Below are 25,151 nucleotides of genomic sequence, written 5' to 3' on the forward strand. Positions count from 1 at the left end.
AAATGCTCTGATTTGGAGGGGGAATCCTAAGTTTGGATACGATTTTGCAGGTCAAGGGCCTGACAAAGGAATACCATATGGGCGAAGTGACCGTACACGCGCTGCAGGGCGTGGATTTTACCATTGGCGAAGGCGAATTTGTTGTGATACTCGGGCCATCCGGTTCCGGGAAAAGTACGATTTTAAACATTGCGGGAGGAATCGACGTCCCCACAGCGGGGCAGGTGCTTTACCGCGGGCAGGATATCAGCGGATACAACCAGAAGCGGCTTACGAATTACCGCCGGAATGCCGTCGGGTTCGTATTCCAATTTTATAATCTCATGCAGAACCTCACCGCGCTGGAAAACATCACCTTGGCCGCGGAGATGGCGGCGCATCCAATCGACCCGCGCAAGCTGCTCGCTCAGATTGATATGGCGGAGCGCGGCGGGCATTTCCCGTCGCAGCTTTCGGGCGGGCAGCAGCAGCGCGTGGCGATTGCCCGCGCGATCGCCAAGAACCCTGATATGCTGCTTTGCGACGAGCCGACCGGGGCGCTGGATGTATCCACCGGAATACAGGTGATTCATCTGCTGAAGGATTTTAACGAAACCTACCGCAAGACGGTGGTCATCATCACGCACAATTCCGGAATCGCCGAAGTCGCCGACAGAGTCCTGATTGTAAAGGACGGCCGGATTGCCGGCGACCGGAGCAATGCAAACCCGATCGCTCCCGAGGAGGTGGCATGGTGACACTTTGGAAGCAGGCCGTCCGCGGCGTGTGGCGGGGACGGAAATCCTATCTTGCGTGTATCGTTCTCCTGACGATGGGGATTATGGTTTATGTTTCCTATCAGCTGCTTTATGTCAATCTTTCCTCCGCACAGAAACAATTTTACGCGTCGCAGCGGTTTGCGGACGGGTTCGCCTCGGTGGACGCCATCCCGGCCGGCGCCGTAAAGAACATATCGGATATCAAGGGAATTGCCCGTATGGACTCCTCCATTGTGCTGGACGCGAGGGTGATGGGGCTGAGCGATACCAAAATCGTCACGCTCAGGCTGAATTCCTTTGATCCCGAAGAGCCCGAACGGCTGAACAATTTTGTTCTGGAAAAGGGAACGGTTCCGGAAAACGGCGGCCTTCTGATCGGGCAAACCTTTGCCGCCGCGAACAGGCTTTCGGTGGGGGACACCATCCGCCTGATTGTGAACGGACGGGAAATTGAGCGTCAAATTACAGGCATTGCCCAGAGCCCGGAATACGTTTATGTTATCCCGGACACGGGCCAGCTCCTTCCCGACGACCGTGCGTTTGGGTTCGCCTTTGTCCCGAAGGCTGATCTGGAAGTTCTGGGCAACGGCAAGGGGATTGCCAACCGCCTGTCGTTCCTTCTGCAGAAAGGGGCGACCTTCCGGCAAGTGGAAGCCCCGCTGCGTGAAGCGCTGGAACCGTACGGCCTGCGTTCTCTGACCGCAAGGAAGGACCAGCCGAGCCACGCGATGCTGCAGCAGGAAATCGACCAGCTTGGAAACATGAGCACCAGCATCCCGACTGTGTTTATCGTGATGTCCGTAATGATCTTATACATCATGCTCAAACGCATGATCGAGCAGGAGCGGGTGCAGATCGGCACGCTGAAAGCCTTTGGATTTTCCAATCCGGCCATCGTCCTGCACTATCTGTCCTACGGCGGGGTTACCGGGGCTGTCGGCGGCGCTGCGGGCGTGCTGCTGGGACTTTTGATGACCGGGGGAATGACGAAACTATATCTGGACTATTTCAGCCTGCCTGCCATTCAGGTTCCGCCCGACCCATTTTACATACTGATGGGGCTGCTGATCGCCGTTTTATCGGGGCTGGTCGGCGCGTTCGTGGGGGTCCGGGGCGTGCTCAGGCTGGAGCCCGGAGAAGCCATGCGTCCGCCGTCGCCTCCGGTAGTAAAAAGCGACCTTTTCGTACGGCTTCCGGTTATCCGAAAGCTTCTGACCTCCTACGGGTTCATGGCGGCGCGCAATATTACCCGCAATAAATTCCGCAGCTCGTTCGTGCTGCTGGGCATGGCCTTTGCCTTTGCCATTACCGCATTCATGGCCTCTTACGGCGATATGTTTAAAATACTGATGTTGGATCAGTTCACCAAGGTGGAGGTCTACGATCTGAAAATCACCCTGAAGAATCCCGCCGGAGTCTCTTCCGTGCTGGAGACGGCGGACGCCCTGAAAGGGGTCGACAGCGCGGAAGCGATTCTGGAGCTTCCGGCCGAACTTCATTTGGAGCATCTGGAAGAAACCGTTTCGCTGACCGCGCTTCCCGCCGACGCCAGACTTTACCGGATTTATGACGTCGACAGCGGGCAGACCCGCAGACCGCCGGAGGAGGGCATTCTGCTCAGCAGCACTCTGGCCAAAAAGCTTCAGGCGAAACGGGGGGACGTACTCACCGTGCGCACGCCCTATACCGGCGACAGGGACATTCCGCTGCCGGTCATGGGGGTGGTTCGCACGAATTCCGGTTCCTCCGCGTTTGTCAGTCTTGAAGGCATTTGGAACGCGCTGGATATTCCGCCGACGGTCAGCAGCATCCTGTTGTCCGCAAAAGATCCGCAGGCGATCAAAGCGGAGCTGACGGACATGAAAAACGTGGCCGCCATGACCGACCAGGAGGAGGCTAAGGCAAGCTATACGGATATGTTCAGTACCTATTCCATACTGATGGAAATGATGCAGGGAATCGGGATGATTATTGCTTTCGCCATTATTACAAATACGGCTTCGATTTCTCTTTCCGAGCGGAAGAGGGAATACGCTACCATGCGTGTTCTCGGGATGCATCCGAAGGAAATAGGGAAAGTGGTCAGCTTTGAATACTGGGTTTTGTCGCTTGGCGCGCTGCCCCTGGGCATCCTGCTTACGCGGATGATTAAGCAGGCCATGGCGGCTACGATTGACAGCAATCTGTTTACCATGCCCCTCCATACCTCTCCGGAAAGTTATCTTTCGGCGGCGGTCCTCTGCGCGGCGACGGTGGCACTGTCCAACTGTCTTGCAAGAAGGAGAATATCCAAATTCGACATGGTCGAAGTTCTCAAGGAAAGGGAGTAAGCCTCTTGAAAAAAATTGTAAAACTGGTGCTTCTGCTGCTTGTTGTCCTTGCCGCAGGCGTGGGCGCTTACCTATATAAGACGGCCCCGCTGAAGGTGGAGACGGAGGTGCTCCACCCGGAAACGGCAACGCTGACTTTTACCGAGCAGGGCGATTATGCTTATGACAACCAATACGACGTGTATCCTCTGGTTTCTGGAGAAATCCTCGGTGTGCATGTAAAAAAAGGCCAGACGGTGAAAAAAGGCGACGTCATCGCCGAGGTATACGATCCCGACTATCCCTATCAGATTAAACAGCTTCGGAGCAGCATCAGCGGCTACAATGCCCAGATTGCGAATCTGGGGCTTCAGGAACAGAAGGAGCATGACAACGCCGCCGTAACACTGGAAACGCTGAAGGGACAACTGACTGCCCTGCGCGCCGAGATGGCCAAAAGCGGGGACACCACTCACTCCATTGAAAAGCAGATTCAGGTACAGGCAAACGTTGTGGACATGAACCAGCGCAACGCCGATCTGGCGCACGATTATTACAGAGACGTCCGCGATCTTGACGACGAGACGATCCGTACCGCAAAAGAGGCATATAATCAGGCCAGAAGCACCTTGTACCAGAGCCAGCTTGTTTTGGAGCAGCTTCGGGGCGGAAAACCTTCCGAGGAACTGTATCAGGCGCAGGAGAGCGCTCTGGAAACCCAGATCGAATCCACGTCGGCGCTGCTGGACAAAGGATATTCCTCCGGCATGCGGCAGTATTATCAGTCGCAGATCGAAGCGGCAAAGCTCAGTATCTCACAGATGACGGAAAAAAAGGGCAGGGCGACCATCTACGCGCCGGTGGCCGGCGTCATCACAGACCTGCCGATTCAAGACAAGAATATCGCGGAGCAGCAGGCGCCCGTCGCCAAAATCTCCTCCGGAGCAGTCGTGGAGACTTTTATTCCGGTCAGGGAAATCGACGGGGTAAAGGTGGGCGATCAGGTGGATTTGCTGCTGGATAAACGCATGGGAGAAAAAACGATCAAAGGGCAGGTCTTGCAAATAGAAGGGGAAGCGCAGGTTAAGACGTCTTCCCTCGGCGTGGAAGAGCGTAAGATCAGGGCGCTTATCCAGCCAAAGGAAAATGCTCTGGAAATCGGCTACGATATTGACGTCCGGTTTACCGTGTACACCCGGCAGAACGCTTTGGTCGTACCCAAAACAGCCGTATTTGAAAAGGACGGAGGCGACTGCGTCTGGGTTGTGAAAGACGGAATTCTGGCAGTGAGGAAGGTAACAAAAGGAGTGGACACCCGCGACGGCAGCATCATTGAGAAGGGCCTTTCCGCGGGTGACGCGGTGGTCGTCGACGCCGACAACGAAGGCCTGGCTCAGGGCAAACGCGCGGAATAACCGCACGGCGTTCGGCGGCCTCAGGCTGACCGGCCAATTTGCGGCAGTCCTTTTTTGGTACTCTAAAAGCGCAGATGAAAAATATAAAAATTCGCCCGCAGGATTGATAGGTCAACCCTGCGGGCGTTAATAATATATTAGCTTTTGTTTGCCTTTACTGCATAAAAAGCTCCGTTCATATCGAAATCAACGGCTGAATATCCCTTCTTTTCCTATCAAATTAGAAGAACGAGGTAATCAAAAATCCCATAACAGCCCCGTATAGCATAGAACCGTAGCGGTTTGAGGTGATTGGACAGGTGCCTGTGGGGCATCCAACTTTTTTGTAATAGAGCAGACCTAACAGCCCGCCTATGATAGTCCCAATAATTTTAATAGTCATACTCGTATCTCGATATCAGGAGCGTTAACACCTTTCTGTGACAAGGCACCCACGGGGCAGAATCTGACCGAAGGGCAAAGATGATTTTGTGGACAACGAGCCGTTTCAACAACCAGAGATTTCATTTTATTTATCCTCCATATGATTACCTGTTTGTATATGACCTGATTATAGCGCAATATATCTTTTTGTTCGGTGATTAGGTCACAATAAAACAGAACAAAACCCCTTGCGTTTTAGAATTCAAATCTAAACTCCGTCCCCTGATTGATTTCGCTTCTAATAGAAATGTGAATATTGTGCCTGTCGGCAATTTGCTTTGCAATGGCCAGTCCCAACCCTGTGCCGATTTTGTTTTCCTCTGATTTTACTTTGTAGAATCGGTCGAAAATATACGGCAAATCTTCCTGCGCAATCCCAATCCCATTGTCACGGATGGAGACCGTCTTATCTATTAATGATACGGTGACTACACCGCCTTGGGGTGAAAATTTAACTGCATTGTCCAAAATAATCAGAAACATCTGCCGCAGCCGCCCATAGTCTCCCATTACGGAACACAGGGGCGTTTCTTGTTTTTGCTGAATTTCAATATTTTTCCCTTGTGCCATATGTTGTGCACTGCGTATTGCATCATTGAGAACATCACAAAGACTGATTTGCTGTATTTCAATTTTGAAATCGGTATTCTGCAGCCGTGATAAATCCAATAGATCGTTGACCAGTCTTTGCAGAAACATACTTTCATTCAACATTTGGCGGTGATAGCTTTTTACTTGCTCCGGGTCGGTTACCACTTCATCACAAAGAGCCTCCAAAGAACCGCGGATAACCGTGACGGGAGTCCTTAATTCATGTGAAATATTGGCGACAAAGTCACGCCTGAGCTGGTTCAGCTTTTCACTTTCTCTGCCAGCCAGATCAAGCCGTTCGCTGAGAATATCAATTGCGGCAGCAAGCTCGCCGATTTCATCGCGTTGCCGTACGCCGGTTTTAGCAGTATAATTGCCTGCCGCCAGCAGCGTGGCGGAATTCTTCATCTTCTTCAGCGGCTTTGTAAATTTTGCCGCAAGGATACCGGACAGCACAAGAGTTAGAAGGAATGCGGCTATGATGCTGATAATCAAAATCAGGAAGCCCTGAAAATTTGCTTCATTGATTCCTTCCACCGGTGAATGAAGCAAAAGTGCGCCAACCACTTTTCCGTCGGACAGAATCGGCGTTCCCACTGTTAAAGTAGGCTTGCTTAGAAGTCCGCTGAATCCCTCACTGAATGTTGTTTTATTTTGAAAGACTTCTTTTACTACTTTGTCTGCATCCTGCGGCAGGTCGGAGTACTGATATTGCGCCATCGGGCCGCCTGTAATTAAATCCAGATTTTGATTTACGATCCATACATCGGTCATGGCGATATCGTTCAGAAAACGGAGATAAGCGCCGTATCCCATTTTTCCGCTTCCCATCATCCCATTTCCGGAACCGGAGCCGTCTGCAAAACCGGAAATCGTACCCGCCATCGTTTCCGCGCGCTTCTGCAGTTCCGCTTTCTGCAGCTGCATGGTATGGTTTTTAAAAAGCACCATGAACACGCTGCCGATGATTACAGAAAAGAGCAAAAGTACCACTGAAAAATAAAAGGTGAGTTTCCATGTAATTTTGTTTCTCATTTATTTGCCCTCAAATTTGTAACCAACACCCCAAATGGTTTTAATTTCCCAGCTGTTATGGTCAAATTCATCCAATTTTGCACGGAGTCGTTTGATATGGGAGTCTACGGTTCTGCTGTCGCCGAAATAGTCATAACCCCAGAGACTGCTTAGAAGGTTGTCCCTGGAAAACACCTTGTTCTTATTTGTTGCAAGCGTCCATAACAGCTCAACTTCCTTTTTTGTGAGCGACACGTTTTGCCCGCTGACCGTAACGGAATAATCGTCAAGATTGATATACAGATTATCGAAAGAGCAAACCTGCCGTTTTGAATCGTCTGTGCGGGAAATTCTTCGCATGATTGCACGGATTCTGGCCATAACCTCCCCGGGAGAAAACGGCTTTACAATATAATCGTCGGCACCGATGTCCAGACCCATGATCTTTTCAAAGTCTTCGCCTCTTGCAGTAATCATGATAACCGGTACATTTGATGTCTTGCGGATTTCGCGGCACACTTCAAATCCATCCGTTTTCGGCATCATTACGTCCAGAAGGACAATATCCGGCTGAACCTTTTGGAACAGTTCAATCGCCTCGCTTCCATCCAGTGCGATTTTTGGCGTAAAGCCTTCTTTTTTTGCGTATTCCTCCAAAATGGATGTAATCTGCCGGTTATCATCCGCGATTAATATGGTCGGCATATCGTCACCTCAATCTCTTTAGTAAGTTAATTCTATTATATCATATGATAAAAAGAAGCTGTGACAAAAGTATGTTTTTTGTAAGATATTTGTCACACACTTAAAAAACAGAAAACACAATTTTGCCACACCTTTCCGGTATTCTATAACCATAGCAACAACGAGTTGCTAAATACAAAACAACAGGAGGTCATTTTTAATGACAAAGTTAAAGAAAATCGCAGCTATCGGTGCAATGGTACTTGTTGTCAGTGCAACCTCAATCAGCGCGTTTGCTGCTTCTAAGTACAGCTCTCCAGCCGAGGCAGTTGCGGGACTAACCGGAAAAACAGTAGAGAGCGTTGTGACAGAAAGGTCTGAAACAGGAAAAACTTACGGTACGATTGCAAAGGAAGCCGGAAAATTGGAAGAATTCAAATCAGAAAATCTTCAAATTAAGAAGGATATTCTGGCAAAAAGAGTTGCGGACGGTACTATGACACAGGCAAGAGCGGACGAAATTATCAAAGCAATGGAAGAACGCCAGGCCACCTGTGACGGTACGGGAAACGGAGGAGCAGGCTGCGGAATGGGCGTAGGGTTTGGCCGCGGCAATGGCAGGGGACAGGGCAACTGCATAAACTCATGATATAAAAAATCTTGAATATCTTGGACTAACATCCCGCAGGGTTGACAGAAATGTGACTCTGCGGGATGTTTGCGTTTCATGGGCACTTCATAAAAAATGTGTGATTTGAAACTTTCACCCAGCTAGATGAAACTTTTATAAGGAATCGTTCAATTGTAGTAAAGTTTCGTTTACTAAGCATGATAAAAAACAGCAATATTTCCACAATAAGGAAATATTGCTGTTTTTATATATTTTATTAATCCTCAAAGATGAACTTTGATAGTTCAGCTATTTTTCCCTTTATGATGTTCGCCGTGTTAGAAAAATCCTCTTCAGATTTTCCTGTAGGGCCTTCCAATTCCCAATCTTCCCTTCTCATTTTTTGCTGGATTCATCCTCTTCGCAGAGCAACTCCAACAGCTTTTCGTCTTTCACTTCAAAAGGTTTCCATGGGATTACCGCATACTGGCCTTCTGATATTTCACTGACTTTTTGGATCCATTGGAATTCATTTGCCGCTTTCGCTCTCAAGAATTCACTTTTCGTGTCAGTCATGGAATAGCTTGCGTTGATTACCCACCATTTTACGGTAAGCCCCGCGCGCTTCAAATCATCTGACAGACGCTGAGCCTCATAGAACGGGGTGGCTTCCGCAAGCGTCACAAGGACGACTTCCGTATCATTCGGGTTTTTCAGCCTTGGGAGCAGCTCTTTTTCGGCGGTTGAAACATCGCCGCCGGAGTTCTCAATCTGCTGATTATAGCTCTGGGTGGATTCCAGTAAAAGAATCGTATGTCCTGTAGGGGCGGTATCCAATATGACCGTTTCGTCCTTGCTTTTCGCGACAATATCGGCAAATGCGCGAAATACGGCAATTTCCTGTGTGCATGGAGAGCGAAGGTCTTCCTTCACATATTCAAGGTCTTCTTCGGACATGGTCTGACGTGCTTTTGTGAGTACTTCTTCCTGATATTTTTTCAGTTCATCCTGTTCGTCGATATGGCTGACGGAGATTCCGCTTTCCTGCCCCACAACAAGGTTCAGGTGGTCGGCTGGATCAGTGGTAGCAAGCCGCACTTTTTCCCCCTTCTGGCTTAGGCCGAGAGCAATGGCAGCGGCGACTGTGGTCTTTCCTACACCGCCTTTTCCCATCGTAAATACAACTTTTTTGCCTGATTCATAGATCTCATCAACAATGTCCGAAAGCTGATAGCCATTGGGAAGATTGGATACGGTTCCGGCAGCTCCGCTGCCGGAATAGGACAGCATATGCCTTACATTTTCAATGCCGGTGATATTGTAGGCCCGCAGCGGCACCATGGTAATGGAACGTTTCAAAAGACTGTCCGGGATGCTCTTCAACGCAGTCTGCTGTTTCTCAAACAAAGCGGTTTCCACTTTGTCATTCGTATCATGAGATTCCAGTATTCCGTTGATGACAAGCGTCTGATGATTGATACCCAACGCTCCAAGCTCATCGGAAGCTCTTTGCGCTTCCAGAATCGGTGCGGTTTCCGGTCTGGTAACAAGTACGAGGGTAGTAAGCCCGCCGTCTGCAAGCGTTTCAACCGCCTTTTTATACACTGATTTCTTGCTGTCTAAACCGGACAACTGCCCAAGGCAGGACGCACCGTGTTTGCTTTCACTGATAAACCCGCTCCACGCGGAGGGAAGCTGGAGCATCCGAAGGGTGTGCCCCGTGGGTGCGGTATCAAAGATAATGTGATCGAAGTTTTCAGCCTTTTCATCATCGGTCAGAAATTCCGAGAATTCATTGAATGCGGCAATTTCCACCGTACAGGAACCCGAAAGCTGTTCTTCCATACTTTGAATCACGGAGTCCGGCAGCTTTCCGCGGTACGGGCCAATCACCGACTCGCGGTATTCCGCCGCGGCGGCTAACGGGTCAAGGTTGGCGACAACCAGTCCCGGAACCTCTTTTATTTCTGAACCCTTGTTGTTCAGCTCCAATCCGAATACATCCTGAAGATTGGAAGCGGGGTCGGTGCTTACGAGCAGCACTTTTTTCCCAGAATCCGCAAGAAAGACGGCAGTCGCGCAGGCAATTGAAGTTTTTCCGACGCCGCCCTTGCCGGTAAAGAACAGATACTTTGTCGACGCAGTTTTTGATGGGTTATATTGCTCTATTTTCATGGTTTTACCCTTTCAGCAGCCGTTCGGGCCACAGTTGCATTTGCGGACTTTTACCTTAACCGGAATCGTTTGAATCTTCTCGATCGGAACTCCAAGCCAATTCGCAAACTCCGCATTGGTCGGGTAACCGGATTTCTTTACGATTTTGCCGTCAACAACCGCAATCGGGAGAACACTCGCTCCCTTGCTGTTTAATTCCTGATTGACCACAGTATTGTTTACGAAATCCTGCGGTGCGGAAGAAAGATTGTGACGTTTTACTTCGATTCCGGCTTTCTTCAGGTTTTCTATTACGGCTGCAACCCGAATCAGTTCCGGATTAACGGAAGGTCCGCACACCCCAGTTGAACAGCACATGGCAGGATCGTAAATTTCCATTTTACTCATAACAAACAGCTCCTTATTAATAATTTTCTATGACATAGATATTTTTCAATATCTATAATATGAAAAAAGACTGAAAAGGTTATTCGCAGTCTTGACTTTCCGGATGAGCGTGGCAAATGCAATCGTCTTTAGAACTTATAATATGTTTCCAATATTGTAAAATATTATCCGCAGTTTCCTGATTGATCGTATAGCGCATCCAGGCACCTTCGCGAACGGCATTAATCAGTCCGCATTCGGTCAGAATTTTCATGTGATAGGACAGAGTTGGCTGGGTGATTGGAAAGGATTTGAGAATATCGCAGGCGCACAGCTCTCCACAGGAAAGCATATCGATAATTTTCAGCCGGGTTTCATCCGACAGTGCCTTAAAGAGTAAAGAATAATCCGCATAACTATTTTCCATATAAAACCTCTATTCTTAACATAGACATCCACTAATCATATTCAATATCATCTATATGATAAGGGCAAAGAAACTATTTGTCAATAGGCAAATAGTTTCTTTAACTTATGAGCTTGCAGCTCTCTGATTCAAGCTTCAGCCATTTGTATAGACAGGCAAAGACAGATTTCGGCCACTCATGTCCGTCTGATAGAGCGGATTCCTTTCACAGCTTCATACCACAGGACAGAAACGGCGGAAATGCCTATGACCAGAAAGAACTGGCCGATGGTAAGCGGTGCCAGCTTCAAAATACTGTTTAGCGGCGAATACAGGATAAGAAGCAATCCGGCTATCGTGCCAAATAGGATTGCCCACATGACTTTATCCTTTGCCAGACGATGAATGGACTGAAATATAAAATCGCGGTTCGAGCTGTTCACCAGAACAAGGAACAAGTTGGCGATCATGAGGATGGAAAGACCCATGGTTCTTGCAAGAGAAGCATTTTCTGAATTTTGCTGTAAGAAGGTAAAATAGGTTCCAAACGACGTAGCGAATATGACAAAGCCCTGCATGACACTTTTCAAAAGAATGCCGCGCGTCAGGATCTTTTCATTGGGGTCGCGCGGTTTCCGCTCCATAATGTTCCGCTCGGCCGGCTGACGCTCCAGAACAATGGAGCAGGTCGGGTCGATGATGAGTTCCAGCAAAACCACATGGAGCGGCAGCAGAAACAGGCAGGCCGGGCTGATGCCGAGAAACGGAGCCAGGAGAGCGGAAAAAGCGATCGGGATGTGAATGGTGAACACATAGCCAACCGCTTTCCGAATATTATCGTAAATTCTTCTGCCGTCTCGAATCGTATCCACAATCGTGGAAAAATTGTCGTCCATCAAAATTAGGTCGGCAGCTTCCCGTGACACTTCGGAACCGCGTTTGCCCATTGCGATACCGATATCCGCGTATTTCAGCGCCGGAGCGTCGTTTACGCCGTCGCCTGTCATGGCCACGATTTCCCCGTTTTCTTTGAATGCTCTTACGATGCGCATTTTATGCTCGGGAATCACGCGTGAAAAGATGCTGACATCACGGACACGTCTGCAAAGCTCTTCGTCGCTCATGCCGTTCAGCTCATCCCCGGTAATGATGCGGTCGGAGTTCGGCATACCGATTTGCTTTGCGATGGAACTCGCGGTAATACCGTTATCGCCGGTAATCATGACTACACGGATACCGGCTTTCGTGCACCTGCTGATATCTTCTTTCACCGATTCCCTCGGCGGGTCGGCAAGACCCACCAGACCGCATAAGGTAAGTTTACAGTCGGTAATCGCTGCCGGAATTGTATCTTCACCGGCAGGCTTCCCGATTCCTACCGCAATGACGCGGAGGCCCTGAGAGGATAGCTCCAGAATTTTGTTTTCAGCCTGCTTTCGCTCTTCGTCCGAAAGGGTACAGATCGTCAGAATTCTTTCTGGAGAGCCTTTCGCGGCAATCAGGATTTCCCCGTCGTGCCGCCAGACATGCCCCATCATTTTCAATTCGTTGGTAAATGCATATTCGGTGATGAGGGTTCCGCCGAATAGATGGTCTGTGCCGACACCCTTCTCTTCGCAGTAGGCGATCATGGCTTTTTCCATAGGGTCGTAGGCATTCGTTTCACAGGCTAACCCCATGGTTTCAATCAAGGTATCCGTATCGCCGGCCGGTGCCCAGACATCCTGAACCGACATCTGATTCATGGTGATCGTTCCAGTCTTGTCGACACATAAAACAGATACGGCGCCGAGCGTTTCCACGGACGGCAGTTTTCTGACAAGGGACTGCCGCTTTGCGAGCCGCCACGCTCCCATGGAAAGGAAAACCGTAAGAATAACGGGAAACTCTTCCGGAATCATCGCCATGGCGAGTGTAATCCCGGACAGGATGCTTTCGATAATACGCGCGCTGAATGTGTGATCGGGCAGGTCAAAGTATGTGAAGATGCAGACCAGTGCGAAAAGCACAACGGCAATGATGGAACATGTTTTCACAAGGCTGCCGGTCTGTTTTTGCAGCGGCGTAGGACTTTCCGGGGCCGAGGCAACATTGGCCCCGATTTTTCCGTATTCCGTGGCGGCTCCGATTTTATCGACCTGAACGGCGGCGCTGCCCTGTGTTACAAGGGTGCCCGCATAACAGGCGTCTTTGCGCCAGTAATCCGAACTGGGCTCCGATTTTCCAACCGTCACTTTCCAGACGCCCTCGGCTTCACCGGTGAGCGATGATTCGTCAACACAAAGATCGTTTGCATCGAGAATTACTCCGTCGGCGGGGATTTTTACGCCTTCGGCTATCATCATAAGATCGCCCGGTACCAGATTGGCACTTTCTATTGTTTGCAGCCTGCCGTCGCGGATGACCTGCACATGAGGAGCGGACAAATCCTTCAGCGCGTTCAGCGTCTGATCGGTTTTCCACTCCTGAACGATGTCAATGCTGATGACGCCGACAACAAAGATCAGCATAATCGCGCCGTCGCGCGGTTCACCTAAAAAGAAATAGATGGCAGCGGCGACCAGCAGAAGAAGAAACATGGGTTCACTGATGGTGTGCAGCACTTTGCGGATAAAACTTTGCTTTTTTTGAGGTGTCAGCTCATTTCTGCCGAATTGCTCCTGTAATTTCAGAGCCTGTTCCGTGGTCAGACCCTGTGTGAGAAAAGCTTTCTTAGGGTTTGTCATAACAGTTACCTCCGTACCGCCCTGCGGCGTTTCATAAAGATAGCTCTATGGCACGCTATAAATTCAGTTTATATCCCAAAAGGGTATAAAAAACACACCCATGGAACATACAACTGTCCCACAGATGTGATACAAATCAATCCGTTGCCGTCTCCGGCCCAGCCCCACAAACCTATTGGTTCATCGCCTGCTCAGTTTGTACTGTAGTTTATATGCAGTGCAAAGAGATTTCTACTATGATAGTATATGAAGGATGGTTTGTCAAGGTGTAATTTTAAACTGCAAATTATCAATTTCCAATTTGGCCGCTCTCCGCTCAAAATGCATAGGGACGTTTTCGCATGAGAGAGAGCTGAAAAACAGCTCTCTCATATCAAACGCTCTTTCCCAGTATGTAGATCTCTTTTAAAAGCTTGGTTTGCTGACTTGCTGATCCTGCACCATTGATGCCAACCCCGCGAACAACTCCCGCAAGTTTGGCTTTCTCAAAGCAGTCAATCCACCCCTGCAAGCCCTGTACTGCGCCATCCATCGCACTGTCATTGCCGTCCGCTGCAGTTGCGAGCAGATAAACATCACGAAACGTATAATCGGACGGAAAAAGAGGATTGCAACGATCCAGCAAGGTTTTCATCTGACCGCACATTTCATAGTAATAAATCGGAGTTGCGAATACAAGGATGTGTGCATTTTTGACCTTGTCTGCAATTTCAATGGCATCGTCTTTGATTACACATTTCTGTGTTTTTTGGCAGACAAGGCAGCCGTGGCAAAAGCCTATATTCTTACCGGAAAGGCTGATAAATTCGACTTCGTTCCCGGCATCTTCAGCACCTTTTTCAAACTCCTTGGCAAGATATTCGGAATTGCTGTTCTTCCGGAGGCTTGTGGAAATAATCAATACTTTTTTCATTTTTATACCTCATATATTTCTTTTGCAAAGCGGAACGCTGCCCAGGCTTTCGGCCATCCTGCATAAAAGGCTGCATGAGTCAGAACTTCAGCCATTTCTTCTTTTGTGACGCCATGATTCTTTGCGTTTTGAATGTGAAACTTAAGGGAACTGTCAAGAACGCCGCCGGCCATTAACGCCGTAACCGTTATAATGCTCCGGTCTCTGGCAGATAACTGCTCTTCTCTTGACCAGACCTCGCCGAATAAAATATCGTCATTCAGCTCTGCAAATTTGGGAGCGAAATCACCGAGCTGATCTCTGCCCGCTGTTACCTTATCCAATGCAATCACCTCATGCTTTCTTTTAGAATGCTTACAATTTCACCATGAGTCAGAACCTTGTAACCGCCTTCCAAAATAAAGGAGCCCTTTGCGATTCCGTCCAGCATATCTTCTGTAACGCCAAGTTCTTTCATGCTCATCACCAGCCCGATTTCTTTCATATAGGCTTCCATACGGGTAAGACCTTCACCGGCGATTTCTTCGTCGGTTTTGCCTTCGGGCGATACATTCCAGACGTTTATTGCGTAGCGCTTGAACTTTTGCAGACCGTAAGGCATAATGAACTCATAATACGGAATGGAGATTGCGGACAGTGTCATACCGTGTGTGGCATCGGTAAAAGCCCCGACGGATTGACCAATCATATGCACCATCCAGTCGGTAGATTTGCCCTTTGCTACCAGCGTGTTGAGCGCCCAGGTTGCAATCCACATGATGTTGCTTCTTGCCTCATAGTTTGTCGGATCATTGACGGCAATCTTAGAACTGTGAATCAGGGATTTGAGCAGACCTTCCATGATATAGTCTGAGGTATTGTCGTCTGTGCCGGAAAAATACTGTTCCAGAATGTGCGACATAATGTCAAAGAAGCCTGCAGCCATCTGGTACTTTGGCAGGGTATAAGTGAAAACAGGATTGAGGATGGAAAACTTCGGGAACACATTGTCGCCGAATACATGGCCGATTTTGAGCTTTGCGGCATGATTGGTAATAACCGAGCCGCCGTTCATTTCAGAGCCGGTACCCACCATCGTCAGGATACAGCCGACAGGGATGATTTTATTATCCACATCTTCCATACGCAGGTAATACTTTTCCCATGGGTCTTCCTCGCAATAAGCCGAAACGGAAACAGCTTTTGCATAGTCACATACGGAACCGCCGCCGACAGCAAGAATCAAATCCACATTGCCGTCTTTTGCCCTCCGGCAGCCTTCATACAGCTTTTCGACGGTAGGATTGGGCATAACTCCCGCGTCCTCAAAAATTTCTTTCCCGCACGCTTTCAGAATTTCGACAACCTTATCGTAGATGCCATTTTTCTTGATGGAGCCTCCGCCGTAAACCAGCAGAATATTTTTGCCGTACCCGGAAAGCTCGGTGCGTAGGTTGTCCAGAGAATTTTCTCCGAAGTAAAGCTTTGTAGGGTTTGAATAACTGAAATTTCCTAACATTGTTTTTCCTCCAATTTATTTGAGTTTGTTATATTCGTCTGCATCCACTGGTTCGCACCACTCTGTTTTCCCGTTTTCCGCGGGAACTTCAACAGCCAGATGGGCAAACCAACTGTTCGGTGCCGCACCGTGCCAATGCTTGACATTTGCCGGAATGTTGACCACATCACCCGGATGCAGTTCTCTCGGCGTTTCTCCCCATGCCTGATAATAACCCCGGCCTGCGGTGACAAGCAGAATTTGTCCGCCTCCTTTTTCCGCGTGATGAATATGCCAGTTGTTCCTGCATCCAGGCTCAAAGGTCACGTTCCCAATCATCACCTGATCCATAGAAAGCATATTCAAATAACTCTGCCCGACAAAATACTGTGCAAAACCATCATTTTTATTGCCGATGGGAAACACTTTCCATTCTTTTTCTTCCATTTTTCCTCCTTGTTGACGTAAGCTGTAAAAGCCTGTATAATGTCTTTAAGTTTATTCTACAAGTTAAATCCAACTTTAAGTCAAGGCCTTTTTAAAAATTTTCTGGAGGGAACGCAATGCTGTATACGATCGGAGAAATGGCAAAACAGTTGAACGTAGCAACATCTACACTAAGATATTATGATAAAGAAGGCTTGCTTCCTTTCGTAGAGCGCTCCGAAGGCGGGATGCGAATGTTTAAGGATGCCGATTATGAGTTTCTGAAAATTATCAGCTGCCTAAAAGCAACGGGGATGCAGTTAAAGGATATTCGTGAATTTATCTCTCTGGTTATGAAAGGCGACGAGACAATTGAAGCCCGTCTGGAATTATTCATGAAGCGAAAAGAGGAAGTCGAAAAACAGATGGCTCAATTGCAGGTGACTCTTGATACGGTCAACTTTAAATGCTGGTATTATGAGACCGCTAAAAGGGCGGGAACTACGAATGTTCCAGACAATATGAGCAACGATGAGTTGCCAAAAGAGCTTCGTGCAGTCAGGGCAAGGCTTCGCAAAAAATGAACCAATGAAACTGTTTCTTCTATAGTTACGGGAAGCTTTATCAAGCAATTTTTACGCCCAAAATATCATTAAAAGGATGATCAATCGGTCGTCCTTTTTTTATTTCTGTCTTTAGTAGATGATGCAACAGGAGTATAAAGTTTATAGGGCTTTTCTGAAAATAAGCGCAAACAATGGCCTAAAGTTGATAAGGATCTGTAACCCGCACATACTATCATTGAGTCAGGATTGTAAGGGGAGTGATTAAAATGCAATTTAAACTTAAAAAATGACATAAAAATATACTGTCGGCATTTGTTATTATACTTGGAGGGTTTATTCTCTTTAATATAGCATTTTTGCTTGCCGCGTTTATCATCAATGCTTTACAGAGAATCATCGGAATGCCTCAGGATGCAGCTCCGCCTCTATTGAGCAGAGTATTCTATTTGATATTTATTTTTATAATTTCATTGTTTGTTTTCAAATCTAAACTGAACGATCTCGTTAAGGCAACCTATTTAACAATGCCTCTCATGATTGTTCTTGTAATGGTTGGATTGCTTTTCTATCAGCAGGCTAAGTTTTTCATAGCTGCCATTGGAGCGTTGATCGTAAGTGCTGTGCTTTTATATTTATATAAGAAAAAATTATCCTGGCAATATTATTTTGCAACCTTTTATGTTGCGGTATTGGGGCTTTGTATCATGATTTTTAATATAGAAATTTAGTCCAATGTTAAATTTTATTCGAAATTACCCTGTTGATAAAATATTTTTGATTAGGGCTTTGTCGGACCAAGGAACCGCTTATGGATTTATTCCATATTATTAATCCAACTTATTACAGCTAATATAATACTCATTATTATCATAAACATGGGCATTGCCAAAGGATAATTAATCATGACCTGTGAATCCCAGGGGAAAATATATTTCTCCATATTTGACCTCTTCTTTATACACTCATTAAGAATGAGCATTCTTTTGTTTGACTTGTTTTAATCTTTTTATAGCAACTACGATAAATAGTAAGGCGGGTAAAATATAAAACAACGGTACCCATAAATTATAAGGAAGTATCTTTAGTCCTGCTTCAAAGTGTTCCAGAACGCTTCTTGCCATTGTTAACGCTAGAAATGCAACTGCGGCTGTAACTGGAAGGATAAATGTTTTATAACTTTTTGTTTTTAATAATTTTTGCATTCCATATACTGCAGAAAATATGTGAAGACCTGTTTTAAAAAATGCAGTAGTCAAAAACAAGATAACGCTGATAGAGTCAAGATTTTCGATGAAATCAGAGACCTCTATTTGCTGAACAAGGGTATAAATAGGGTAGAGACTGTTGGAAAAATACTTTTCCGATAAAACCAGAATAGCAAAAATATCGATTGAACATATCAGTAAACCTGAGGTCATGGTAGCGACTAAAGTGTACTTCACAATTTTTTTTTCTTCTTTTACAAGCGGCCAAATCATAGCGAACTCAATGCTTTCCCCAAAGGTCTGTGTTATCCCCAGCGGCCAGACAGCTTTCATAACATTTCCCCAGCCCTTATCCACGAAAGGCTGTATGTTTCTAAAATCAATGATTCCAGATACTGCAATTAGAACGACAACGATCAGATATAAAAAAAGCATAATCGGCATCCAGATCCCGCCGATCCTGGCTAAATTCTCTATACCGCCGTATAAAGCATAAGCAATGACTGCAAGAAGAGCTATCATGATAACAAAATGTGGGGTCAGCGGTAAAATAGTTACCGAAATTAAATCTTTTATATCGCCCATGGCACGACCGGCGTCATAAATGAACAATAAAGGATACATCCATGCAATTGGGGTTCCGATCCACCTGCCAAACTGAGCGGGAAACCATTCTACAAGAGTTAAACCAGGCTGCGATTTCATTAAAAAAAGATATAGTGAAACAGTCAGAACTCCAATCCCTGTCGATATTAGGCAAGAGATCCAGGCGTCTCTTCCCGCAGAGGAAGAAAATCCGAATATAATCGTCGTACCAACCTGAAATAACACTGTCATAGAGAATAACTGATAGGACGAAATTCTTTCCATAAGAACTCCTTACTTAATAAGTGCTTTTTCCTCAATACCCAGAGATTTCGTTAAAAAACCTACATAGGAAATGGTCACACCATAGTTTAAATTGATAGGAAGATTACGAAATGTTTCGTCCCAGTGTGTTTTTAGCTCCGCATTCCATTTCTCCGGATATTTTCTGTGAAAAGCTGCTCCAAACCCATAAATATCCGAGTTAAAATCTTTTTGAACCGTGTTTAGCAATGGCTTTATATTCTGGTTTAATGTATCTTTAAATAAACTTTCGATATAGCTGATTACTTTTGAATCACTTAAATCCAGCTTTGATTCATTTTCAAAGATTCTGCCCTCAATTTTAATGGTTACATCTGCCTCTAATTTATCGTTCTGTATCATTGGTGATATATTTGTACTCGACTCCGGTATTCTTAAGGATACAAATCCGCCTCCTTTTTCTTTCGGAATCGGAATTGTAATACAGCCCAGTTTTGTGCTTCCGTTAAAATTTACAACGCCCTTTAATTTCTGGTCATCCAAAAAACCCAGCAGTTTATCGTTTTTAAAGACGGCCGTTCCTTTAAAAACAACAGCTGGATTTTGTTTTTCATTATCTTTGCTGTCACTGTCGGATTCAAAGGGCCCGGTTTCGAACTCAGGCACCTGAGCTTCAATCCCCTCTTCTGTTATATTGTTGAAAAATTTCAGCAAAGTGCTTTTTGAGCCAAGAACCAGCTGCGTCTTTTTTCGTATGCTTTCCGACGGGAGTTTTTCGTACTCCGTATTTATTTTAAACAGATCAACTGCTTTATCCTTTGTAATAACAACCTCAGTCCGCAGATGCGATTCCCTGTACCTTGTAAAAAAGTCTAAAATACCGGATACTCCTTCTTTTGCCAAATCTTGGCCAATCACGATCACTCGCAGATGTGATAAATAGATTACTTTCGGCAGTTTTGCCTGAATTTTCTGATAGATGTCCAATACACCCGTTCCCTTTTCAGAAAGGAGGATGGTAGCTTGTCCGGTACTTGACTTTTGCTCTGAACCGGAAACGGTGCTTGATATTTTCCCCGGGTTTGTAATTAGCATACTCATAAGAATTTGCCCATCATCCGATTTGTCCAAAGCTACCGCAGATACAATGGCGATTCCATTAATTTCGGTGCTGTCCCAGCACCCGGTAAGACACAGGCTTAAAGAACAGATGAGCAACCAGCAAACCCCTTTTTTCACTCCTTTCATAGCATGCATTCTCCCTCTGGGTTCTTACATATTCTTAGAATTATCTACTCGCTTAACATTTTTCTTTACAATGAATTCGGGCCGATTTTTCATAGCCCATTTGGGTGCGCGGATAAATACGTCTTTTAAACTGGAAAGCGTTAACGGCGCTAAAGGTGCAAGATAGGGAATACCAAATGAGCGAAGGCTAACCATGTGAATCATTATGACCATAATGCCAATAAATATCCCAAATAACCCCAATGTGCCGGCTAAGATCATCATGAGGAAACGCAGTAAACGAATCGATAGGGCTAAATTGTACTTTGGGAAAATAAAGGAAGCAATTCCTGTTAAAGAAACAATAATTACCATTGGCGCAGATACGATTCCAGCCTGAACGGCTGCCTGCCCAATTACTAATGCTCCAACAATACTAACGGACTGTCCCACTGCTTTGGGTAAACGAATACCCGCTTCCCGTAATACTTCAAACGTTATTTCCATAATGAAAGCTTCTATAAGCGCCGGGAAAGGAACATTTTCTCTGGCCGCAGCCATGCTGTAAAGCAGTCTTGTTGGAATCATACCCTGGTGAAAGGTGGAAAAGGCGATATAGAGCGAGGGCAGTGTTAATGCAACGCCGTAATACAAATATCGAATGATCCTGATAAAGGACGCTCCGATATGCCGTTCATAATAATCATCCGGGGCCTGCAGCATTTGTACCAGTGTCTGCGGGGCGATCAGCGCGAAGGGAGTGTTGTCAACCAAAATTCCTATTTGACCTTCCAAAAGGCAGCTGACAAGTTTGTCGGGACGCTCCGTATTTAAAATCTGGGGAAATAACGATGACGGAGAGTCTTCGATGAACTCCTCTATATTTCCGCTTTCCAGTATTGCGTCAACATCTATTTTAGTGATACGATTACGCACCTCGGCAATAATCGTATCATCCGCAATCCCTTTAAGGTAAGTTATTACGGTTTTTGTCTTTGATATTTTACCCACGTTCAATTCTTCGAATTTTAACTTGGGAGTTTTCAGCCGCCTCCTAATCAGCGACATATTGGTTGAGATATCTTCCGTAAATCCATCTCTGGGTCCCCGGATAGCAGGGTCGGTCAAAGGTTCTTGAATGCTTCTTTTCTCCAGCTTTTGCATGTTGATATAAATCGCATCAAGGAGGCCGCTTACCATTAGGACTGTTTCTCCGGAAAAGACTCGTTCTGTAATTTCATTTAGTTTATTACCCGAATCAATTTGTGCGGCTATGATAACTTGATTGATTAATACTTCTTTTATTTTTTTAGAATCCCATTCGTCCGGGATTTTTCCGATCTGATATAGGGGCTTCAGTACGAACTCATCAATTAATTTGGTATCGACTAGGATTCTTGAGAAAATAATGACTCCATCATAGGTACCGCCAATCTTAAATTCCCTGAAGACAATATCGGAACATCCGTCCAAGTCGGTTTTTATGAGCCGTATGTTTTCACCTAAATTATGATTCAAAAGACGATTCTCTTCAGTCCTGTTTTCAGATGGCATTTGCATAGATTTCATCTCGATTTTGTTTTCATTAATCACTAATATTATAATTACCAATTTTACCAACATATACATCATACATTTTGAAGAGGAATGAGCCCGCATCCAACTGTGTGATGTAGTTACGGAAGCGTTATTGAATCTGGGGTATACTAAACACGAAATGAAAAGAGCAGAGAATTTAAAAATCAAGGATAAAAAGGTGATAAAAATGTTTGAATCGTTATTTGGTAAAAAGGGTTATACAAATATTTCTCAGCGCGAGGCAAAAGAGCGGTTGTCACAAGATCAGAATATTGTCCTGCTTGACGTTAGAACACCGGAAGAATATCGGGAAGTTCATATACCCAAAAGTAAATCATTACCCCTAAATCAATTGCCTTCCCAAATTGCAAAAATGGTAAGAGATAAAGACGCCGAAATCATCGTGTATTGCCTTAGTGGCATGCGTGCCGCTTCAGCCTGCAGTGAGCTTGCCGGAATGGGCTATACCAACGTAAGCAATATGGGCGGGATTCAGTCATGGAAATATGAGACTGAGACAGGACGATGACGAAAGTGTTGATTTTCAGATACTTAAAATAATATGCAAAAAAGCCGCTCGAATCCGAGCGGCTTTTTTGCATATTATTGCCGTTGCTGGAGCGAACATTTGAAAGAGAATTATTCATTTCCCTGTGTGAAGCCTGTAATCTGTTTCTGAACGATCTCAAGACTGCCTTCAATAAACCCGTCACGGCGCAGCATGCAGCTTACTCTGTTTGGAAATTGAAGAATATAAAGATTCTTGGTCAAAATTGTTCTCTGGATATCAGAATAAGAGAATTGATTTGTGACGGTTTTGTCTACGATAAACGCCAGATGATCCTGATAAAAAACAATTCGGCGATCGTCTATCCCCTTGGTTATTGTAAGGTGCTGCCGATATCGAATCTTTCCCAGCCACTTCGGAAGGACAAACCGACAAAGAACGGCAATTAATACGCAGATGATAAGTAACAGAATCATTTTTCCGTCAATGACATGAGCGCCATACAATGAGGCAATCAAGCTAATTAGGATAATCAATGATACGCATGCAATCATTGTAAGAAACGCAATCCTCGCTCGTTTTACGACGGTTGCTACCAGCCACTCGCAAAAATCACTTTCCTGCAGTTGCTTTTTGTTAATTGCAATCACTTCACTATTTTTCTCTTCCATTATTTCTCACTTTCCATCACTTGTTTTCTATATCTAACTGCCGATACTTATCTTTTCTATTTTAGTTCACGGCCAAATTTTTATCAACCCGTCTTACCTTTTATCTTAACTATGTAATAATTTTATCAATGTTATGGCGCATGGCTTCCGCCCGCGCCTTTGCCATATAAACTTCCTGGCGGCGACACATTCGGCACATAATCCTTCATCCTCATTATAATAGGCGTCACATACCCGGCTAAAGTAGAATTTCACTGCGCCATACATTCTTTTAAATTCCGCAATTTTGGAACAGCATCTTTTTGATGCTATGGTATACTGAATTTACCGTACGGTTGGAGGAGATGCTGATGGATACCACGGAAATCTTACAGGACATTCTGGAATATGTTGACGAACATATCACGGATACGCTTAGCGCGGAACAGCTGGCGGCCAGAGCTGGTTTTTCCATATGGCACTTCTGCCGGGTCTTCCAGTGGAGCACCGGATATTCTGTTATGGGCTATGTACGGAACCGCCGTCTGGCGTTTGCCGCCTGCGAACTCCATTCCGGTCAGCGAATCCTCGACATTGCTCTGAAATACGGCTTTGAAACCCACTCGGGCTTCAGCAAGGCCTTTCGCCGCTATTTCGGATATTCCCCGGAAGTTTACCGCCGGCACGCGTACTGCGGCCGTCCGGTGCCTCCCAGCCTTCCCAGAATGAAAAAATATTTGATTGGAGGAATTCTTTTGGAACCGAAATTTGTAACCCTGCCCGCTATAAAACTCGCGGGTTTTGCCCTGAAAACGACTTCTGTCGGAGGAGAAAACAGCAAAGCAATCCCCGCTTTCTGGAACGACTATATGAGTGACGGAAGAATGGAAAAGCTTCACTCTGAAAATTTTGTGAAACAGCACGATGAATACGGTGCTTGCTTTCCGGAAAACCCGGAAACCGGTGAGTTTCAGTATGTAATCGGCGTGGAGCCGAAAGAAGGAGCGGTCATTCCGCAGAATTATTACATCTGCGAACTGCCGTGTGCAACCTATGCCGTCTTCTCGACTCCTCCCTGTGACGCTGCGACGTTTGTATCTGCGATTCAGGGAGTATGGCAGTATATTTTCAATGAATGGTTTCCGAAGTCCGGGTACGAATATGCACCGACCTGTGCGGATTTTGAGCGGTACGATGACCGCTGTATGTCCGAGTCCGGAAAAGTATGCGACATCTATATTCCAATTGTAAAGAAACCCTAAAGCATTCCACTCCGTAAGTGGCTGCCTGTGATTCAAATTCAGCTCCTCAACCGGTATTGATCGAAAAAACCTAGCATGGGTTGATTTTTACCAAATCCTTCTTTATAATACATTTATAGATGAATATGAGCAAAAGCTCATATTGAAAAGGGCATTAAAAGGAGAAAGAGGGTTGAAGATATGTCCGTCAAACTCATGGCGCTGGATGTGGACGGTACTCTGACCGATGGAGAGGGGAATATCAGTCCGGAAAACGCCAACGCTGTAAGAGCGGCAACCGCCAAGGGAATCAAGGTGGTTTTGGCCACAGGACGGCCGCTTCAGGGGGTGGAAGCCATTTGTTCGGAGCTGGGCATTCACGGGCCGCACATTCTCGTGAACGGTTCTGTGATTATGTTGGGAGAGGAAGTTTGGGCGGAAAATTGCTTCTCTGCCGATGAGTTGAGGGCCGCTTATCAACACGGAGAACAGCTCGGGGGAATCTCTGTCATGGCTTTTCAGCCGGATATCGTTTGGCTTTGGATTCCGGATTCCATGGACAAAGATTGGATTTCCGACCGGATGGATTCTTTTCAGCTGTATAAAAGAACAGAAGTTGCTTCTTTGCGGGAGCTGCCGCTGGAGCAGGTCAATAAAGTAATGTATATGGGGAATGAACAGTCCATAGACAGGGTGTTTGAAACCTGGCCTGAGGAAATTTCTCATCTGGCTACGGGCCGTTCCTACACTTATGTGGGGGAAATCAATCCGCCAAAAGCCAACAAGGGCGCCGCGCTTGCGTTTGTTGCGGAGAAACTTGGGCTTCAGCCGGAGGAGGTTCTGGCGATGGGGGATGGGGAAACCGATCTGCCGATGCTGCGGTTTGCCGGCACCTCTGTATTTATTCCCCGCGGCTGTGAAGTTCCGAAGATGCCCGGCCGCTTTGCGGTGGTGCCAAAGGAAGAGTGCGACCGCGGTGTTGCGTGGGGCGCCAGCAAATATTTATCCATTCCCTATTAAAAACAGCGGACACT

The 25,151-nt window shown here is 46.3% G+C and carries 24 protein-coding genes and 1 riboswitch; of the genes, 9 read left to right on the plus strand and 15 right to left on the minus strand.

Annotation, left to right across the window (positions count from 1 at the left end):
• The first annotated feature begins 32 nt into the window (after positions 1 to 32).
• From J5W02_RS04140 to J5W02_RS04150, 3 genes are read left to right on the plus strand one after another with little or no spacing between them, the layout of a single operon-like run.
• Positions 33 to 737, plus strand: coding sequence for an ABC transporter ATP-binding protein (locus tag J5W02_RS04140; protein ID WP_304518468.1), 705 nt, complete (start codon positions 33 to 35; stop codon positions 735 to 737).
• Positions 731 to 3,088, plus strand: a complete 2,358-nt coding sequence (locus J5W02_RS04145) for an ABC transporter permease (RefSeq protein ID WP_219964359.1) — start codon at positions 731 to 733, stop codon at positions 3,086 to 3,088. Before J5W02_RS04140 ends, J5W02_RS04145 begins: the two co-directional genes overlap by 7 nt.
• A gap of 5 nt (positions 3,089 to 3,093) precedes the next feature.
• Complete coding sequence (locus tag J5W02_RS04150) at positions 3,094 to 4,482, plus strand: efflux RND transporter periplasmic adaptor subunit (RefSeq protein ID WP_219964360.1); 1,389 nt, start codon at positions 3,094 to 3,096, stop codon at positions 4,480 to 4,482.
• Positions 4,483 to 4,702: 220 nt separating this feature from the next.
• Here J5W02_RS04150 and J5W02_RS04155 read toward each other — a convergent pair whose 3' ends face one another.
• The 3 genes from J5W02_RS04155 to J5W02_RS04165 form a co-directional block, all read right to left on the minus strand.
• Positions 4,703 to 4,864 (minus strand): DUF6132 family protein, encoded by a 162-nt coding sequence (locus J5W02_RS04155; RefSeq protein ID WP_219964361.1) that lies wholly within the window; start codon positions 4,862 to 4,864, stop codon positions 4,703 to 4,705.
• Positions 4,865 to 5,100: 236 nt separating this feature from the next.
• On the minus strand, positions 5,101 to 6,531 hold the full coding sequence (locus J5W02_RS04160) for a sensor histidine kinase (RefSeq protein WP_219964362.1): 1,431 nt from the start codon (positions 6,529 to 6,531) through the stop codon (positions 5,101 to 5,103).
• Positions 6,532 to 7,215: a response regulator transcription factor gene (locus J5W02_RS04165; RefSeq protein WP_219964363.1), complete on the minus strand. Its 684-nt coding sequence runs from the start codon at positions 7,213 to 7,215 to the stop codon at positions 6,532 to 6,534.
• Between the two features lie 199 nt (positions 7,216 to 7,414).
• On the opposite strand from J5W02_RS04165, the gene J5W02_RS04170 reads away from it, so the two are divergent.
• Positions 7,415 to 7,843, plus strand: coding sequence for a DUF2680 domain-containing protein (locus J5W02_RS04170; protein WP_219964364.1), 429 nt, complete (start codon positions 7,415 to 7,417; stop codon positions 7,841 to 7,843).
• A gap of 357 nt (positions 7,844 to 8,200) precedes the next feature.
• On the opposite strand, the gene arsA is transcribed toward J5W02_RS04170, so the two are convergent.
• The 8 genes from arsA to J5W02_RS04210 form a co-directional block, all read right to left on the minus strand.
• Positions 8,201 to 9,979, minus strand: coding sequence for an arsenical pump-driving ATPase (gene arsA, locus J5W02_RS04175; protein ID WP_219964365.1), 1,779 nt, complete (start codon positions 9,977 to 9,979; stop codon positions 8,201 to 8,203).
• A gap of 12 nt (positions 9,980 to 9,991) precedes the next feature.
• Complete coding sequence (gene arsD, locus J5W02_RS04180; RefSeq protein WP_219964366.1) at positions 9,992 to 10,366, minus strand: arsenite efflux transporter metallochaperone ArsD; 375 nt, start codon at positions 10,364 to 10,366, stop codon at positions 9,992 to 9,994.
• A gap of 79 nt (positions 10,367 to 10,445) precedes the next feature.
• Positions 10,446 to 10,772, minus strand: a complete 327-nt coding sequence (locus J5W02_RS04185) for an ArsR/SmtB family transcription factor (RefSeq protein WP_219964367.1) — start codon at positions 10,770 to 10,772, stop codon at positions 10,446 to 10,448.
• Positions 10,773 to 10,948: 176 nt separating this feature from the next.
• Positions 10,949 to 13,477: a cation-translocating P-type ATPase gene (locus J5W02_RS04190; protein WP_219964368.1), complete on the minus strand. Its 2,529-nt coding sequence runs from the start codon at positions 13,475 to 13,477 to the stop codon at positions 10,949 to 10,951.
• 111 nt (positions 13,478 to 13,588) lie between these two features.
• A riboswitch (NiCo riboswitch) is annotated at positions 13,589 to 13,682 on the minus strand.
• Between the two features lie 168 nt (positions 13,683 to 13,850).
• A complete protein-coding gene (locus J5W02_RS04195; protein WP_219964369.1) occupies positions 13,851 to 14,390 on the minus strand; it encodes a flavodoxin family protein in 540 nt (179 codons plus the stop codon).
• Between the two features lie 2 nt (positions 14,391 to 14,392).
• On the minus strand, positions 14,393 to 14,713 hold the full coding sequence (locus J5W02_RS04200) for a carboxymuconolactone decarboxylase family protein (RefSeq protein ID WP_219964370.1): 321 nt from the start codon (positions 14,711 to 14,713) through the stop codon (positions 14,393 to 14,395).
• A 5-nt stretch (positions 14,714 to 14,718) separates the two neighbouring features.
• Entirely contained in the window at positions 14,719 to 15,888 is a 1,170-nt protein-coding gene (locus tag J5W02_RS04205) for an iron-containing alcohol dehydrogenase (protein WP_219964371.1), read from the minus strand.
• Between the two features lie 15 nt (positions 15,889 to 15,903).
• Entirely contained in the window at positions 15,904 to 16,314 is a 411-nt protein-coding gene (locus tag J5W02_RS04210) for a cupin domain-containing protein (RefSeq protein WP_219964372.1), read from the minus strand.
• Between the two features lie 116 nt (positions 16,315 to 16,430).
• Between J5W02_RS04210 and J5W02_RS04215 the strand changes: the two genes are divergently transcribed.
• Together J5W02_RS04215 and J5W02_RS04220 are read left to right on the plus strand one after the other, a co-directional pair.
• Positions 16,431 to 16,877, plus strand: a complete 447-nt coding sequence (locus J5W02_RS04215; protein ID WP_219964373.1) for a MerR family transcriptional regulator — start codon at positions 16,431 to 16,433, stop codon at positions 16,875 to 16,877.
• A gap of 383 nt (positions 16,878 to 17,260) precedes the next feature.
• On the plus strand, positions 17,261 to 17,587 hold the full coding sequence (locus J5W02_RS04220) for a hypothetical protein (protein ID WP_219964374.1): 327 nt from the start codon (positions 17,261 to 17,263) through the stop codon (positions 17,585 to 17,587).
• A gap of 237 nt (positions 17,588 to 17,824) precedes the next feature.
• Here the strand turns inward: J5W02_RS04220 and J5W02_RS04225 are convergent, their stop codons facing one another.
• Genes J5W02_RS04225 through J5W02_RS04235 form a run of 3 tightly spaced genes read right to left on the minus strand, consistent with a single transcriptional unit; the run spans position 17,825 to position 21,694 of the window.
• Positions 17,825 to 18,934, minus strand: a complete 1,110-nt coding sequence (locus tag J5W02_RS04225) for a GerAB/ArcD/ProY family transporter (RefSeq protein ID WP_219964375.1) — start codon at positions 18,932 to 18,934, stop codon at positions 17,825 to 17,827.
• 9 nt (positions 18,935 to 18,943) lie between these two features.
• Complete coding sequence (locus J5W02_RS04230; RefSeq protein ID WP_219964376.1) at positions 18,944 to 20,161, minus strand: Ger(x)C family spore germination protein; 1,218 nt, start codon at positions 20,159 to 20,161, stop codon at positions 18,944 to 18,946.
• A 24-nt stretch (positions 20,162 to 20,185) separates the two neighbouring features.
• The gene (locus J5W02_RS04235) at positions 20,186 to 21,694 is read right to left on the minus strand and encodes a spore germination protein (protein ID WP_219964377.1); all 1,509 of its coding nucleotides are present in this window, start codon (positions 21,692 to 21,694) and stop codon (positions 20,186 to 20,188) included.
• A 163-nt stretch (positions 21,695 to 21,857) separates the two neighbouring features.
• On the opposite strand from J5W02_RS04235, the gene J5W02_RS04240 reads away from it, so the two are divergent.
• Positions 21,858 to 22,247, plus strand: coding sequence for a rhodanese-like domain-containing protein (locus J5W02_RS04240; RefSeq protein ID WP_255575537.1), 390 nt, complete (start codon positions 21,858 to 21,860; stop codon positions 22,245 to 22,247).
• 110 nt (positions 22,248 to 22,357) lie between these two features.
• On the opposite strand, the gene J5W02_RS04245 is transcribed toward J5W02_RS04240, so the two are convergent.
• A complete protein-coding gene (locus tag J5W02_RS04245) occupies positions 22,358 to 22,897 on the minus strand; it encodes a hypothetical protein (RefSeq protein ID WP_219964378.1) in 540 nt (179 codons plus the stop codon).
• 350 nt (positions 22,898 to 23,247) lie between these two features.
• Between J5W02_RS04245 and J5W02_RS04250 the strand changes: the two genes are divergently transcribed.
• Both J5W02_RS04250 and J5W02_RS04255 read left to right on the plus strand, forming a co-directional pair.
• Complete coding sequence (locus tag J5W02_RS04250; RefSeq protein ID WP_219964379.1) at positions 23,248 to 24,138, plus strand: AraC family transcriptional regulator; 891 nt, start codon at positions 23,248 to 23,250, stop codon at positions 24,136 to 24,138.
• Positions 24,139 to 24,318: 180 nt separating this feature from the next.
• Positions 24,319 to 25,137 carry a Cof-type HAD-IIB family hydrolase gene (locus J5W02_RS04255; protein WP_219964380.1) on the plus strand — a complete coding sequence of 273 codons (819 nt, stop codon included), beginning with the start codon at positions 24,319 to 24,321 and terminating at the stop codon, positions 25,135 to 25,137.
• Positions 25,138 to 25,151 lie beyond the last annotated feature (14 nt).

Origin of the sequence: Caproiciproducens faecalis, from assembly GCF_019448085.1 — a bacterium.
In the GTDB taxonomy this organism is placed as follows: Bacteria; Bacillota; Clostridia; order Oscillospirales; family Acutalibacteraceae; genus Caproiciproducens; species Caproiciproducens faecalis.

What these genes read in the sequence shown, in the direction of transcription:
- J5W02_RS04145 (WP_219964359.1), top strand. Translation starts at nt 731, where the DNA reads ATGGTGACACTTTGGAAGCAGGCCGTCCGCGGCGTGTGGCGGGGACGG.
- J5W02_RS04155 (WP_219964361.1), bottom strand. Translation starts at nt 4,864, where the DNA reads ATGACTATTAAAATTATTGGGACTATCATAGGCGGGCTGTTAGGTCTG.
- J5W02_RS04160 (WP_219964362.1), bottom strand. Translation starts at nt 6,531, where the DNA reads ATGAGAAACAAAATTACATGGAAACTCACCTTTTATTTTTCAGTGGTA.
- J5W02_RS04165 (WP_219964363.1), bottom strand. Translation starts at nt 7,215, where the DNA reads ATGCCGACCATATTAATCGCGGATGATAACCGGCAGATTACATCCATT.
- J5W02_RS04170 (WP_219964364.1), top strand. Translation starts at nt 7,415, where the DNA reads ATGACAAAGTTAAAGAAAATCGCAGCTATCGGTGCAATGGTACTTGTT.
- arsA (WP_219964365.1), bottom strand. Translation starts at nt 9,979, where the DNA reads ATGAAAATAGAGCAATATAACCCATCAAAAACTGCGTCGACAAAGTAT.
- arsD (WP_219964366.1), bottom strand. Translation starts at nt 10,366, where the DNA reads ATGAGTAAAATGGAAATTTACGATCCTGCCATGTGCTGTTCAACTGGG.
- J5W02_RS04185 (WP_219964367.1), bottom strand. Translation starts at nt 10,772, where the DNA reads ATGGAAAATAGTTATGCGGATTATTCTTTACTCTTTAAGGCACTGTCG.
- J5W02_RS04190 (WP_219964368.1), bottom strand. Translation starts at nt 13,477, where the DNA reads ATGACAAACCCTAAGAAAGCTTTTCTCACACAGGGTCTGACCACGGAA.
- J5W02_RS04195 (WP_219964369.1), bottom strand. Translation starts at nt 14,390, where the DNA reads ATGAAAAAAGTATTGATTATTTCCACAAGCCTCCGGAAGAACAGCAAT.
- J5W02_RS04205 (WP_219964371.1), bottom strand. Translation starts at nt 15,888, where the DNA reads ATGTTAGGAAATTTCAGTTATTCAAACCCTACAAAGCTTTACTTCGGA.
- J5W02_RS04210 (WP_219964372.1), bottom strand. Translation starts at nt 16,314, where the DNA reads ATGGAAGAAAAAGAATGGAAAGTGTTTCCCATCGGCAATAAAAATGAT.
- J5W02_RS04215 (WP_219964373.1), top strand. Translation starts at nt 16,431, where the DNA reads ATGCTGTATACGATCGGAGAAATGGCAAAACAGTTGAACGTAGCAACA.
- J5W02_RS04220 (WP_219964374.1), top strand. Translation starts at nt 17,261, where the DNA reads ATGCCTCAGGATGCAGCTCCGCCTCTATTGAGCAGAGTATTCTATTTG.
- J5W02_RS04225 (WP_219964375.1), bottom strand. Translation starts at nt 18,934, where the DNA reads ATGGAAAGAATTTCGTCCTATCAGTTATTCTCTATGACAGTGTTATTT.
- J5W02_RS04230 (WP_219964376.1), bottom strand. Translation starts at nt 20,161, where the DNA reads ATGAAAGGAGTGAAAAAAGGGGTTTGCTGGTTGCTCATCTGTTCTTTA.
- J5W02_RS04235 (WP_219964377.1), bottom strand. Translation starts at nt 21,694, where the DNA reads ATGCCATCTGAAAACAGGACTGAAGAGAATCGTCTTTTGAATCATAAT.
- J5W02_RS04240 (WP_255575537.1), top strand. Translation starts at nt 21,858, where the DNA reads ATGAAAAGAGCAGAGAATTTAAAAATCAAGGATAAAAAGGTGATAAAA.
- J5W02_RS04245 (WP_219964378.1), bottom strand. Translation starts at nt 22,897, where the DNA reads ATGGAAGAGAAAAATAGTGAAGTGATTGCAATTAACAAAAAGCAACTG.
- J5W02_RS04250 (WP_219964379.1), top strand. Translation starts at nt 23,248, where the DNA reads ATGGATACCACGGAAATCTTACAGGACATTCTGGAATATGTTGACGAA.
- J5W02_RS04255 (WP_219964380.1), top strand. Translation starts at nt 24,319, where the DNA reads ATGTCCGTCAAACTCATGGCGCTGGATGTGGACGGTACTCTGACCGAT.